At 42.4% G+C, this 12,861-nt stretch carries 14 protein-coding genes and 1 tRNA gene; 7 read left to right on the top strand and 8 right to left on the bottom strand.

Annotated features, from left to right (window positions below):
- Positions 1–494 precede the first annotated feature (494 nt).
- From ACFPFU_RS04915 to ACFPFU_RS04905, 3 genes are all read left to right on the top strand, one after another.
- On the top strand, positions 495–851 hold the full coding sequence (locus ACFPFU_RS04915) for a BlaI/MecI/CopY family transcriptional regulator (protein WP_377062098.1): 357 nt from the start codon (positions 495–497) through the stop codon (positions 849–851).
- 2 nt (positions 852–853) lie between these two features.
- A complete protein-coding gene (locus ACFPFU_RS04910; RefSeq protein WP_377062096.1) occupies positions 854–2,146 on the top strand; it encodes a M56 family metallopeptidase in 1,293 nt (430 codons plus the stop codon).
- 666 nt (positions 2,147–2,812) lie between these two features.
- On the top strand, positions 2,813–3,217 hold the full coding sequence (locus tag ACFPFU_RS04905) for a hypothetical protein (protein WP_377062094.1): 405 nt from the start codon (positions 2,813–2,815) through the stop codon (positions 3,215–3,217).
- Between the two features lie 8 nt (positions 3,218–3,225).
- Here the strand turns inward: ACFPFU_RS04905 and ACFPFU_RS04900 are convergent, their stop codons facing one another.
- A complete protein-coding gene (locus ACFPFU_RS04900) occupies positions 3,226–3,618 on the bottom strand; it encodes a helix-turn-helix domain-containing protein (RefSeq protein WP_377062092.1) in 393 nt (130 codons plus the stop codon).
- A gap of 14 nt (positions 3,619–3,632) precedes the next feature.
- Entirely contained in the window at positions 3,633–3,902 is a 270-nt protein-coding gene (locus ACFPFU_RS04895) for a type II toxin-antitoxin system HigB family toxin (protein WP_377062090.1), read from the bottom strand.
- 437 nt (positions 3,903–4,339) lie between these two features.
- Between ACFPFU_RS04895 and ACFPFU_RS04890 the strand changes: the two genes are divergently transcribed.
- The 4 genes from ACFPFU_RS04890 (at position 4,340) to ACFPFU_RS04875 (ending at position 7,189) form a co-directional block, all read left to right on the top strand.
- Positions 4,340–4,564, top strand: coding sequence for a hypothetical protein (locus tag ACFPFU_RS04890; RefSeq protein WP_377062088.1), 225 nt, complete (start codon positions 4,340–4,342; stop codon positions 4,562–4,564).
- Positions 4,565–4,886: 322 nt separating this feature from the next.
- On the top strand, positions 4,887–5,468 hold the full coding sequence (locus ACFPFU_RS04885; RefSeq protein ID WP_377062086.1) for a hypothetical protein: 582 nt from the start codon (positions 4,887–4,889) through the stop codon (positions 5,466–5,468).
- Between the two features lie 284 nt (positions 5,469–5,752).
- Positions 5,753–6,916, top strand: a complete 1,164-nt coding sequence (locus tag ACFPFU_RS04880; RefSeq protein ID WP_377062084.1) for a DUF4221 family protein — start codon at positions 5,753–5,755, stop codon at positions 6,914–6,916.
- Between the two features lie 126 nt (positions 6,917–7,042).
- Positions 7,043–7,189, top strand: a complete 147-nt coding sequence (locus tag ACFPFU_RS04875) for a hypothetical protein (protein ID WP_377062082.1) — start codon at positions 7,043–7,045, stop codon at positions 7,187–7,189.
- A 477-nt stretch (positions 7,190–7,666) separates the two neighbouring features.
- On the opposite strand, the gene ACFPFU_RS04870 is transcribed toward ACFPFU_RS04875, so the two are convergent.
- From ACFPFU_RS04870 to ACFPFU_RS04845, 6 genes are all read right to left on the bottom strand, one after another.
- Complete coding sequence (locus tag ACFPFU_RS04870) at positions 7,667–7,924, bottom strand: GIY-YIG nuclease family protein (protein ID WP_377062080.1); 258 nt, start codon at positions 7,922–7,924, stop codon at positions 7,667–7,669.
- A gap of 33 nt (positions 7,925–7,957) precedes the next feature.
- Positions 7,958–8,034 (bottom strand) — tRNA-Asp (locus ACFPFU_RS04865).
- An 800-nt stretch (positions 8,035–8,834) separates the two neighbouring features.
- The gene (locus tag ACFPFU_RS04860; protein WP_377062078.1) at positions 8,835–9,917 is read right to left on the bottom strand and encodes an NHL repeat-containing protein; all 1,083 of its coding nucleotides are present in this window, start codon (positions 9,915–9,917) and stop codon (positions 8,835–8,837) included.
- Between the two features lie 122 nt (positions 9,918–10,039).
- The gene (locus ACFPFU_RS04855; protein ID WP_377062076.1) at positions 10,040–11,707 is read right to left on the bottom strand and encodes a cation:proton antiporter; all 1,668 of its coding nucleotides are present in this window, start codon (positions 11,705–11,707) and stop codon (positions 10,040–10,042) included.
- Entirely contained in the window at positions 11,704–12,519 is an 816-nt protein-coding gene (locus ACFPFU_RS04850) for a universal stress protein (RefSeq protein ID WP_377062074.1), read from the bottom strand. Before ACFPFU_RS04850 ends, ACFPFU_RS04855 begins: the two co-directional genes overlap by 4 nt.
- Before the next feature lie 107 nt (positions 12,520–12,626).
- Positions 12,627–12,836 carry a hypothetical protein gene (locus ACFPFU_RS04845; protein ID WP_377062072.1) on the bottom strand — a complete coding sequence of 70 codons (210 nt, stop codon included), beginning with the start codon at positions 12,834–12,836 and terminating at the stop codon, positions 12,627–12,629.
- Between the last annotated feature and the right edge of the window lie 25 nt (positions 12,837–12,861).

The following is a 12,861-nucleotide window of genomic DNA, read 5'->3' as shown; positions in this document are numbered from 1 at the left end:
TTTATCAAAAATAAAGCTTTTTCAATTCAAATAATGCCAGGTATTGAATGATTCTCCATCCAAACCCTTATTTCAGAGGCATGCAAGAAACAGCCGTCCAAAAGTAGCATAAAAAAATACAATTGTTATGTCAGATTGGGGAAAAATGGATCAGACCAGCCAGATAAAGCATTTTCATTTTTAGGGAAAGGGCCCTGATTCTTCCCCTCTTCCCAATTCGGGTTTTGTGCTATAGACTATTGAAAGATTAAAGAGAGATAAACATTTCCGAAACTGACAGGATTTTAGAAGTACCTCAGAACAGAAGACTGAAATTAGCACCTATTTGATGTGGTTTCTTGATGGCGGAAAACAATATCCGGACAGGAACCATATTCTCCAAATGACAGCAGTCAATCTTTAATAATAAAAAATTAGTAAAATAACTGATAAAACAATTGAAAAACTGATTTATCAGTTGTATATTTGATGAGCATATTTAAAAAAGCCGTAAAATGGAGAGACTTACAAAAAAAGAAGAAGAGGTAATGAAAATCCTCTGGAACCTGGAGAAAGCCTTTGTAAAGGATATGGTAGCGGAATTTCCTGATCCAAAGCCTCCCTACAATACCATTTCATCTTTGGTGCGGATCTTACAGGAGAAAGGGATTGTGGGTTTTAAGCAATATGGAAATACCTATGAATATTTTCCGCTGCTTTCGAAAGAGGCTTATAGAAAAGCATACATGAAGAAGGTCATAAATGATTACTTTGACAACTCCTTTTCCAAAGCGGTGGCATCCTTTATCGAGGAGGAGCAACTTGATCAGAAAGAAATTGAAGCGATTCTGAAACTTATAAATTCCAAATAAGCATGGAACCAACCCTCTATTACCTCGTGAAGGTATCAATAGCCACAGCGGTTTTCTATGGTACCTATTATTTTCTGTTTCGGAAAAGCAAGCAATTTGTGTTTAACCGCATCTATCTTGTTGGATCATTCCTTGCCGCTTTTTTAATTCCCCTGATCACCATCCAAACGACCTCCCATCTCAGCCAGGCAACTGGTTATTTTTCAGATAATGTCGCTGCCGAGGTATTATTACCGGTGACAACCGGGACCGGGACAAAAATCTATAATGGCATGACCGCCTTTTTGTTTGGCCTGTATCTGTGCGGGGTGCTCTATTTTCTGGTAAAATTGATCTATGGATATATGGCGGTTTCTGCAATAGGGAAAAGCTGTACCAGAAAAAATGTCGGTGACCTGGAAGTTTTGGTGTCGGAAGAAGATAACCGGGCTTTCACTTTTCTTGACAGGATTGTCATAGGAAAAAATTTACTTAACCATCCGTCTTTGGATATGGTATTGAATCATGAGGCGGTCCATTCCCGCGAGCAGCATTTTTATGATATTATCCTGGCCGAACTGCTTTTATTGCTTCAGTGGTTCAACCCCTTTGCCTGGTACCATGCCCAGGCTATTAGAAGTAACCTGGAATTCCGCGCTGATGATGTGGTGATCCGGACGTCAGATAAGAAGGGATACCAGCTGACCATGCTGGGGATGGCCCTGAATAACATTCATTCCCCTTTGTTTACAGCACTAAATTCAAGTAACCTAAAAAAAAGAATAGTCATGATGAACACCAAAAATCAAAACCGGTTTGCAGGTATAGGCCGATTAGCCATTATACCTGTGGTAGCCCTTCTTCTTGTATCTCTTTCTGGGAAAGAAACGATTGTTATAAATGACAGCGGGTCAGGCGGTGGTCAGACCGCTGATGTAGGGGGGGAAAAGCAAAATGATCCCATAAAATCCGAGGAAGAGATGATGAAACATCTTCAGAGAAACCTAAAATATCCCAAAGCAGCCAGATCAGCCGGTCAAGTAGGATCGGTTAGCCTCTATGCCCTGGTAAACCCAGACGGCACCATCAAAGCCGTACATGAGGTTCAGCCTGACGAACAATTTGTGGAATTTAAGGATATAGTCGTTATCGGATATACCGGTGAGGAATCCGAAAAAATCAAAAAAACAAAATCCGCCCGCCATGAAAGTCTGTTGGAAGAGGGCAAAAGGGTAGTTGCCTCCATGCCAACATTTGAAATTCCGGAGCTGCAGGGTAAGGTGATCAAATTTGTTTTTACATTCGATTTACGATAGAAACATTAAAAAAAAACTCAAATCCATCAGTAATTCCTGACACAGCTGATAATTGAAGCCCCTCATCATCGGGATTTTCGTGCAAAATATGTGCAGGCGGTTATATGGATGATGAATAACCGGATTTCCGGGTCCTTATATATCCCGGATTAGCTCACGTTAGAGGTATGAAAAATTACCTCTTTTTATTTTGGCATATACTTTTATTGTATTCCTGCAATCCCTCATCAGTGTCTAAAAAAGCAGGGGTTTAAATATTTCAATTGATAGGGTCATGATTTATACCGGTTAGGATTTCATCAATCTGCGTTTTGGAATTTATTAGCAACCGCCAACACTTTGAAGATCTTTCCAATTTTATCCGTCGCAGAAAATGGTTCATTTATCTGTCCCTGGTTTACCCCATTCTATTTGCTTTTCTCAGCTTGCTGTTAGCACTTTCAGTGCTTGCGATTGAAGTCGCATTAAAAGTACCGCTTGCCTTAATTTTTTCCGGGGATCACGGCAGGGATTGTTTACAACCTGATCGGCAATACTTTCAAAAATATACGGGAGACTGGTATTTTTCTAAACTACATCGGTCCCACAGAAAAACCGGTCAATTTCCGGGAATTTGAAAATCTGGATTTTCACGATAAGGAAGGCGCCCAACTTTATTATGAAAATATGCGGGCAAAGCGGGATCACGCACCTGTGGCATCTTCGGGAAGCAAACTGGATAAAACAGAAAAGCTGTTGGCCCTGGATTTTCTTCTGGGTGGACCAGGTGCCCTCAACGAAATGATCAACAAATTGAGCCTTGACCCAAATTGTGGTTTGTCAAAGGAAGGGGTTTACCGGGTATTAGGTGAAGTACTATCTGCTTCTCCGGACAACATCAAAAAGGACATCACCAAAGGAGTGAAAGACATCCGCTCCGGTGAAAATCTCTCCGCAAAAAGGATAGACCAACTGAGAAACGTCAAAGCCATTTTCAACCGGTCAAAATTGGCATTAAAAGCCAATGAAATCGACCTGTTGATTTCCCGACCCGAGAATCAGATGTTTAAGGCAGAAAATGGTGTTGGCTAATACTTGATTTAAACGGCCTTTTTTAATGGATATTCCCGGATGAGCCATTCAGCGGGTATTTTCAGCAGCTGGCTGAATTTTCTGATCATGGTCAGTGAAAGGGACTGTTTGTAATTCAATACCTTGCTGATGGTACCCCGGTCACCATAGACCTTGGCCAAAGTGGCCGCATTATAACCGAAATCCTCCATCCGGATCTTGATCATTTCCACCGGGTCAACGTCCGGCAAATCCCAGAGCTTGTTTTCATAATCAGCAATCAAATGCACCAACAGCATTTTTTCTTTATGTCCCTCAGTCCCCCTTTCAGCATCTTTCAACTGCTCATACCTTTTGGTGGCAGCCTCATAATCAGCTTCTGTTTCCAATAAGAACCAAGTTTTATTTTTATCCGTTTTCATTTCTTTTTGCGGTTTTAAATGGTAGCGGCATCTATGGGGTCATATTCACTGTGGGTCCCTATAAACCGGACCTCAACTGTTTTATCCTCAAAATTTACTTCGATGATCAAACGGTATTTGTTACCCACAATTTTAAAGCCTGCCCTGTTGCCTTTGATGATCTTGGCAGTAGGGAAACTCTCCAATATGTCCTGGCTTTTTTGCCAGTTGGCATTTTCCACAATTACTTTCCAGGTTGTCAGACTTTTGGCCGAATCCGAGTGCTTCTTTGAAAAAGCAATCAATTTTCGTCAGGTAGATGATTACCATTTCATTTACTTTAACGTAAAACCACAAATATGTTGGCAAAACACCAACAATATTACACCGATCCCATCAAAACCTCATGCCACTTTTTCCCGCCTGGCAGGATCCAAATTAGGCATCCAAATTTTTCACCCTTCAAAACCATCCATTCCAGCCAATAATGAGGGTTTCCGAAAACTTGGGGTACCACCCCAGCTAACTACCCCTGCCAACCTGTGACCATATTCGGCCAACAAACCAAACGGTAACCGAATATGAAAGACTTGATCAGGGCTGAATGTGCCCGGAGAATTAAACTTTGGAAAAAGCTTTAAGCGTTTTGTTCAGAAATCAACCTTCAATTCAGCATTCCAGCCATTAAACATCCGCCTCCATACACTTTGTTTTTCCAAAAAAAAAGGATCAGCTCGCCGCAGTGGGCCTGGACAGGTTGAACCTGGATGCAGACTACTGTCATTTTTTGGGGATTCTGGATCTGATCCAAAGGTTGATGGAAGTCCCGGATAATAAGGTTGATGAATTTTCTGCCACTTATATGGCTGCCATGAACCGTAGCTTGGAATATCTCATTTCGCGTTCAGGAGAGGAACTTCGGGAATTGGCGGTTGAATGTTATGCTGCGTTGAAAAAAATTAAATGAGAAGCCGGCAGATCCTTCACATAAAATCACCTCATTAAAAGCACTTTAAACTAACAAAAAGACATTTAATGATTTGAAAAATAGTTTTGGTTCTGTATATTGACTATAAAGAAAAAATCCTAAGCAAAATATACATAGGATATGGAAGGTACGTTTCCTTCATGAAATTTTATTCAATTCAAGATTAAAATATACAGAATATTTAAACCAAACCATTATTTAAAAAGCTGTGTTGGGTTTTGATAGTGTTCATGAAGACCAACATTTGTTTTTTCCCTCTGGTACGACAATCTTTTACTATCCACACTAAAAAATAGGAACTATGGCATTCTCTTCAAATGACCGAACAGCCAGATCAGATCTGGAAGCCCTCTCCAAGGATTTGGAGCAATTTAAGGCCTACTTCCGAGAACAAGTCGGTCACGAAATTTCTCAAGTGACGGAAGCGGCAAAGGAGTTCAGGCTTTTGACCCAAGATGATTTGGTGGAGTTGGCCGGGCGAATCGAAATACTTGTTGATCAGTTACAAAATATGCTGGGAGAGCTGAGGGAGCGGGAAGGATTTGCGCTAAGCCAACCCGAGGCAATCCAGTTGGCCTCTACAGTCAACACGTTGCAAGTGGAGCTAGATTCACTGATAGTCTTGTTCGATTACATTGAAACTGAACTTAACAAGCAAAATGCCACACCTCAGTCTTTTGTAGGCAGAGCTTTCCAGGCGGTTCAGCGTTCAGTTTCTTCCTTACGCAGTTTCATCAAACCTATTATCCAGAGAATAGCGCAACGCCTGTGGAGACTTATCTCAGGTTTGCTTACCCCAAAAGAGTGGAGCATTGGCGGAGAGCTTGGCAACACTGTTTGGGGTTTAAGCAAAGTGAAGCTTGAGATCAAGTTTGGACCATAGAACGGGGAGCTGATAACTCCAACAATTTTAAATGGTTTTCAATGAGCGGGATGCTTTCCATGGTTTTTCATATGAAAAACTGAAGCTAGCTAAATCATTTTTAGATACGAATTCGATGATTTTTTAGGATAAGGATTCAAGATGATCGGGTTTGATAAAATTGACGGTGTAGTCAAGCGTCTGGAAACTGGAAGCTTTAGAAAGTTTTCTGATTCAGAATTTGTAAATCGTTAATCTTAGTTAAACCTCCCTGATTTCCCTCACAATTTTTATAACTTTAGCGAATGCAGCTACAAAAACAAGCGTTCAAACTCCTATCCGCCGTCTTCCTTACAGGACATGCGTTATTTTTTTCTTGCACAAGCAATCCGGATTCTTCCCATGAAAGACGTCTTTCCTATACAATTGACACAGTGCGGATAGACTCCAAGGATGAAATTTTGTTTTTACAACGCGATTTGCTTGTCTCGGATTATTCTGAATTCGAGGGGATGCTGTATAATTTCAATGATAGAACCCATCATGTCGAACAAATCAACCTCAACAACTTAACTCTCGAAAAAACTGTCCCATTCGAGCAGGAAGGCCCCAATGGCACAGGGTTTTGGACTCCTGATCTTCAAGCAGTGCCCGGGAAGCAGCTCTTTTTAGGTGGTGAACGTACTGGGATCTATAACCTCAAAGGGGAATTGCAGCATAGATTTGATTGGACTTCTGTAACTAAAGAAAGGGGAGGGCTCTTGGATGAAGAACGGGTTTTTTATCAAGTGGTGAACCCCAACTTCCATCATCAGGTCTTTGCCGTTGTTGTACATGATCATACCAGTGCGGTGTCCCTCCGACGCCTCAACAGCTCAAGCAAATCCATTCAATCCTACAACATAGACCCCCAAGAACACTTTAAATCCTATACGTTGGGTGACTTAAACACTTACAACAAATGGTATCCAAAAATTCACCTCAGCAGCATCAAGGACCATGTCATCGTTTCCCACGAATTTGCCAATGATTTTTATGTTTTGTATCCAGATAAGGATTCACTGATTTCAATCTATTACGATTCACCTCTTCTCCCATCAAAAGTAACTCCTACTAGAGAAGGAGACTTGGAAAACTCAACAGAAGATCGAAAAAATGCACTCAGAAACTATCGGAGCCAAGTTGTGTATGGTCCACTTGTTTTTGATTCTAAAAACAAACACTATGTGCGACTGGCCGCGTCCATTCAGTATGGAGAAAAAGAACGGGAAAGGTATTTACTCCCAGAAATTAGCGATAGCATTCTATATATTTCAATTTTTGATGAAAATTTCAACCATCTCGTGGATCAGGAAATTCCCGAGGTAAAAAAAACAGGAATCCCCAAGTATTTTACCCGAGAGGGAGCACTTTGGATGTATCTAAATGTGGAGGATGAATTAGGCTTTATCCGAATTATACAATCCTGATTTTCAATTCACACTTTTTTTAAAATTGAAAAAACCTACACCGGCAAAGGAACCCAGGTAAAGGATCTCGACATCATCAGGGTATCCATCTCCAGGGAAAAACTGGAGGAAATCCTAAAAGGCCATGTGGTGGACTACGACGGCAAAGAATACTTGGTATTTGAAGTCGCCTCGCTGAAGGAGCCCGACCAATATGGGAAGACCCATACGGCCTATATCAGTAAGAAAGTAGCTGCTCCGAAAGGGGGGAAGGCCAAGAAATCGAAATCTTGATAAAAAGCCCTCAGGGGCTTTTTTTGGTTCAGGAGCCAGGATAAATAGATATGCATTTCAATAATAAAGAAACACCAGAAGCAAGGATCGCCATTGCAAGCGCGTTTGTTATAGGAATTCGGGTAGGGGAGAGGTTGGGGTTTTTCTCCAGGGAATGGATGATTGAATATTGAATCTAATCGGCAATGAATGCCTCAAGTCAATCGTTATTACAGGGGGATAGAATAAGGGAATAACAAATCGTTATTACAGGGGGATAGAATAAGGGAATAACAAATCGTTGGGATTTTTTTTAAAAAATAACAAATAGCCCCATAATTGGCCCCACAACTAAATACAAAAACCCTAGATTTCTGATTATCATACTCCTAGGGTTTTGTGATGCGGAATAGCCTGTCCCGGTCTCCGGGAGACGGGACTCGAACCCGCGACCTTCCCGAGGTGTCGGGACAGGCATTCCAACCGCCATGGTTATGGTTATTTCAAGCCAGTCGCGGCTATCAGGCTTTGGATGAAGACCCTGCTTTTCTGCGCTTTGATGAATTTTTCCCGATTTAGGGCCTGGGTCTTTCCGGGGAATTTCTCCACGTAAACAATCTTCCAGGGCCGTTTCCGCCCAGTGAAACCTTTGTGGGGGAGGTTGTGCTTTTTCAGCCTTTTATCTGGGTCTTCCGATACCCCTACATAATAAGTGCCGTCCACCTCTGACTCAAGAATATAAACAAAATACTCCATAAAGCAAAAAACCCCAGCTTTAGGCTGAGGTTTTGGCGGAATGGACGGGACTCGAACCCGCGACCTCCTGCGTGACAGGCAGGCATTCTAACCAACTGAACTACCACTCCTTATTTTATATTTTTGAGGGGTTCTACCCGGCGACCTTCCCGAGGTGTCGGGACAGGCATTCTAACCAACTGAACTACCACTCCTTATTTTATACTTTTGAGGGGTTCTACCCGGCGACCTTCCCGAGGTGTCGGGACAGGCATTCTAACCAACTGAACTACCACTCCTTATTTTATACTTTTGAGGGGTTCTACCCGGCAACCTTCCCGAGGTGTCGGGACAGGCATTCTAACCAACTGAACTACCACTCCTTATTTTATATTTTCGAGGGGTTCTACCCGGCAACCTTCCCGAGGTGTCGGGACAGGCATTCTAACCAACTGAACTACCACTCCTTATTTTATATTTTCGAGGGGTTCTACCCGGCGACCTTCCCGAGGTGTCGGGACAGGCATTCTAACCAACTGAACTACCACTCCTTATTTTATATTTTCGAGGGGTTCTACCCGGCGACCTTCCCGAGGTATCGGGACAGGCATTCTAACCAACTGAACTACCACTCCTTATTTTATGTTTTTGAGGGGTTCTACCCGGCGACCTTCCCGAGGTGTCGGGACAGGCATTCTAACCAGCTGAACTACCACTCCAATATTTTATTTAAATTATTCAGGCTGATGCTTTTTCAGCCGTTTTTTAATCAAAGTTTCTTTTTGATCAACTCCTCTTTTGAAGTGATGCAAAGGTAGGAGATTGTTTCTTTTTACACAAGAACTGATGTGAAAAAATCGTACAAAGCCGATTACCGGATTCATTTTCAGGGACATTGATTTGCCGTAATCGTGCCTCATTGGAAGGAAATTCACTTTGGCTTCCTTTCCAGGCTGAATTTTACCACATGTAGGTGTCCAAAGGAATCATATTGCAGGGCATAGAACGGTTTTTCCGGTGATTCAAAATTGAGAAGATAAGATACTTCATCCCGCGGCAATACCAGTTCGTTGGACCAGCCGGAACTGTGGTGATATATCTTCAAAACGTTCTTGTACACTCCCCGGGTTTCCTCGTCTATCCCTTCCCTGTAATTTACGGCTATGCCTTCGTCGAAAGGGTACAGCCCATCTATGGTTCCCGGTACGGCATTACTTCCCGAATGGCCTGCCGGAAAAGGCTGTCCCTCCAATTGGACAAATTTCTCCGCTGCGATATCAATGGTTTTTTCATACCTTCCGTTGGCCTTCAAATTGTAAAGATGAATCATCGGTTCTTTGTCAAAAGCAAAATAGAGCGTTTGGTCATAAACAGAGAGAAAGACATGGGGGAGGTCGAAGTAAAGATCCTCCTGGTATTGGCTGTCTGGAGGTAAATCCAGAAAAGGGCTGGCCTCTCCGGTATTCAGATTCACCTTTTCTACCAGTTTATTCTCCTTAAAATAGCCTTTCATGTAAGGGTTTTTTCCGCCTCTACCAGGATAATGGATCAACAACTCATCCTTCCAGATATCCATGACTTTGACATTGCTTCTCATATTGGCAAGCCCGTTTGGAAAAGGCATAGAGATTTTTTGTTCCAATTGCAGGTCTTTGTTCAGAATGGCGATTTCACCGCTTAATGTGTTCACCAGAATATTGCCATCAGACAATATTTTCAGGCCGCTGATGTAGGAAAGGGAATTGGAACCTTCAGAAGCAACGGTATCCCGCCTTAATATATTTCCCGAAGAGTCGAACAGTACCAGTTCAGTGTTTTTGAAATTATAAATCACCCCTCTGCCATCACGAAAATCGCAGGCATGAACTTCACCGGCGTAATGTAACGGAAACGTAGCTGTCTTGATCAACTCATAGGTGATTTCCGGTTCATCATGTGGGGGGTTACAGGCAAAACCGAAGGCCAGACAGTTCAAAAACAATAAGCAAGTATAAATTCTATAGTTTGAAAACATGCTGAAATTTACAAGTTGGTTACTTTATTTCAAACTTGATTTTTATAATAAACCACGTGATCATCTTCTGTTTATTTGAAAACGGTTATTCATTTATGAGGGACGGTCTGTTGAGCATGGATTTACGTATCGTTCTGAAGAAAAAATTCTTTCAGGTAGGCATGATAAAAATTGGTGGCCGCCATTTGATGGGGGATGAGTATTTGGTCGGCCCCACTTTCCTGAAGCAGTTCCAGTTCTTTCTCCTTGAGGGCGGTTAAGAAAACTTTTCCTGTGTATCCGTTTCGCTTCAATGATTGGATCAAATGCCTGGAGGGCTCTACTCCCGCTGTGGTGCTGATCACGCATTTCGAGCCTTTAAACGGAATCTGTTCAAATATTTCCGGGTCTTCCATGTCGCCATAAATCACGTCTTTTCCCGTTTTCTGCCATTCCTTCACAATTTGCGGGTCAAAGTCGACACCCAGGTAGGGAATCTCTTTATTTTCGTCCAGCATTTCCGCTATTCTGCTTCCAAAGCGGCCAAATCCGATGATGATCAGGTCGTAACGCTTTTTTTCTCCTTCCTGGATACCCAGTTCCCTGTAGGGAGTTTCTCGCTGGAAAGGGCTGAGGACAGGTGAAAGCATTTTGTAAATACTGTGTGAGTAAAGAATCAGATAGGTGGAAAGCCCTATCGTAATGAGGCCTACCAGGGTAATAAGGCCTACTATTTCTTCATTGATATGCCCTACGGAGAGCCCGAGCCCGGCAAATATCAAAGAAAACTCACTGATTTGCGCTACGGTAAGCCCAGCCAAAAAAGCCGTTCTTTTCCGGTATCCCATAATGCCCATGATCACCAATACAATCAAAGGGTTTCCCACCAACACAAAGAGAGAAAATATCAGTGCAGCAGGTACTTGGTTACCTATCACATCAAAATTCAGATCCGCACCCAAACTGACAAAAAAGAACAGCAACATGAAATCCCTAAGGCTTACCAATCTGCTACTGATGGTGTCTTTAAACTGCGAAGAAGCCAGACTTACACCTGCCAGAAAAGCACCTACCTCCCCGCTAAATCCCATCAGCTCGCCGACTGCCGCGAGGACGATCGACCAAGCAACAGCAAACAAAACCAGCATCTCCTGGGATTTAGCAAGAAAAAAGCTCAAACTTGGGATAACCCATTTCATGGCCGCCAGGGTGAGCAAAAACAAGACAATTCCTGATATGATGGTACCGCCTACTGATTGCCAAATCGTTCCATTTTCTTCTTGCCGCATCGTGGACAACACGATCATTACCAAAATCACGACAATGTCCTGGACAATCAGAAAACCCACCGCAATCTGACCATGGAGGGAGTCTATTTCTTTTTTATCGGACAGGAGTTTGACGATAATGATGGTACTGGAAAAGGTAAGCGCAACGGCAATGTAGAAGCTATGCAGGTTGCCAAACCCCAACGACTTGCCGATAATGTAGCCGATGAGGGATGTGAACAATACCTGGCCCAGTCCGGTAAGCAACGCGATTTTTCCCACTGACCTGATAACGCGGAGATCCAGCTTGAGCCCCACAATAAAAAGCAAAATGGCAATGCCGATTTCCGCCAGCAGATGGATGTTTTCTTCTGATTTGACGATATCCAACACCGCGGGGCCCACCAAAATGCCCACCGCCATGAATACGACGATGAGAGGTTGTCTGAGAAGCTGGCCAAGCCCTCCCAAAAGTGCAGCAAAAAAGAGAATGATCGCTAATTCATAAAAAGGGTTCTCAGCAAGAGAGGAGAGCCAACTCATAAGGGCAAGACGATTAATGGGAGCGCCCCATCATATACCAGTTCATTGATGAGGAATTTACGGAAAAGTTTATCGTTCATGGTCCTGGATCCCTTTTGTACGACAAACATGCCATTCTCTTTCTGATGGATGTATTTTTTGATTTCTCCGAATGTATCTGTCCCTTCAAACATTTTGATATCCACAGAAACTTTCTCTTCCAGCTTGATTTTGAGTCCTTTAAGATACTTTTCGCTTTCCCATCTGTCTTCACTGGGTGTCAGCACGGTTACCAGTTCTACCTGCTTGGTAGCATAGGAAAATATCTCCAAAAGCCTTAGAAAAGCCTGATAATTCAGGGGATAACGGTAACTCAACCCTACTGTCAACTGCTTAGGAATACTATGCGGGTTCAATTTGGCCGGGATGGCAACCGTAATTTGGTTTAATTGATCAATAATATCGGTTACCGTACTGCCAATGAGAATTTTTTTCAAAAACCCCGTTCCTTTAAGGCCTACCATCAGCATGTCATCCGGTAAAAGCAAGCTTTTTAGGTGTTGGACCAGTTGCTTCTCCGTGACTTCAATTTGGGCCGTGGACTGCGTCGCATGGTTTTTACTTAAGATTTCCTCTAATTTCTTTCCAGCCTGCTTTTTTTCATATTCCAAAATCTGATGCCTGCTTTTGTTGTCCGCCAAGGCTGGAATCAAACCGGGAACCTGATGAACAAACACCAAACCGAAACCGTACTGTCCCTGCCATTTGAACGCAAGATCAATTAATACCTCGGAATAATCGGAAAAATCAATCAAAACAATTAACCTTTTCATTGAAACAGGGGGTTAGAGGACAGAGATATTGTTAAGGAAATTTGATTGAGTTAAATATAACAAAAAAGACAGTGTATTATTCAAATAGGTGACTTTTAATGCCGGTTTTAGTCCAGATCTTCATACCACCGGTCTTCAAAAGTATAACGGCTATCAACCTGGGCTTTAAGTACCCTAAAAACCATCCATAAAATCAATACCGGCGAAACAGAAAACATCATCAATATGATGGCTGTATGGAGGTCCACTACGATGGCCACTATATACACCAGCAGAAATGATGTGGTAACAAAAACCGGTAAAAGATAACTTTTCATTTTTTAGGACACTTTTTTATAAATG

The organism is Negadavirga shengliensis (genome assembly GCF_042652345.1).
Lineage (GTDB): Bacteria > Bacteroidota > Bacteroidia > Cytophagales > Cyclobacteriaceae > Negadavirga > Negadavirga shengliensis.
The sequence above is the reverse complement of the archived record's forward strand: the minus strand, read 5'-3'. Positions and strand labels throughout refer to the sequence as shown.

What these genes read in the sequence shown, in the direction of transcription:
- ACFPFU_RS04915 (WP_377062098.1), top strand. Translation starts at nt 495, where the DNA reads ATGGAGAGACTTACAAAAAAAGAAGAAGAGGTAATGAAAATCCTCTGG.
- ACFPFU_RS04910 (WP_377062096.1), top strand. Translation starts at nt 854, where the DNA reads ATGGAACCAACCCTCTATTACCTCGTGAAGGTATCAATAGCCACAGCG.
- ACFPFU_RS04905 (WP_377062094.1), top strand. Translation starts at nt 2,813, where the DNA reads ATGCGGGCAAAGCGGGATCACGCACCTGTGGCATCTTCGGGAAGCAAA.
- ACFPFU_RS04900 (WP_377062092.1), bottom strand. Translation starts at nt 3,618, where the DNA reads ATGAAAACGGATAAAAATAAAACTTGGTTCTTATTGGAAACAGAAGCT.
- ACFPFU_RS04885 (WP_377062086.1), top strand. Translation starts at nt 4,887, where the DNA reads ATGGCATTCTCTTCAAATGACCGAACAGCCAGATCAGATCTGGAAGCC.
- ACFPFU_RS04880 (WP_377062084.1), top strand. Translation starts at nt 5,753, where the DNA reads ATGCAGCTACAAAAACAAGCGTTCAAACTCCTATCCGCCGTCTTCCTT.
- ACFPFU_RS04870 (WP_377062080.1), bottom strand. Translation starts at nt 7,924, where the DNA reads ATGGAGTATTTTGTTTATATTCTTGAGTCAGAGGTGGACGGCACTTAT.
- ACFPFU_RS04860 (WP_377062078.1), bottom strand. Translation starts at nt 9,917, where the DNA reads ATGTTTTCAAACTATAGAATTTATACTTGCTTATTGTTTTTGAACTGT.
- ACFPFU_RS04855 (WP_377062076.1), bottom strand. Translation starts at nt 11,707, where the DNA reads ATGAGTTGGCTCTCCTCTCTTGCTGAGAACCCTTTTTATGAATTAGCG.
- ACFPFU_RS04850 (WP_377062074.1), bottom strand. Translation starts at nt 12,519, where the DNA reads ATGAAAAGGTTAATTGTTTTGATTGATTTTTCCGATTATTCCGAGGTA.
- ACFPFU_RS04845 (WP_377062072.1), bottom strand. Translation starts at nt 12,836, where the DNA reads ATGAAAAGTTATCTTTTACCGGTTTTTGTTACCACATCATTTCTGCTG.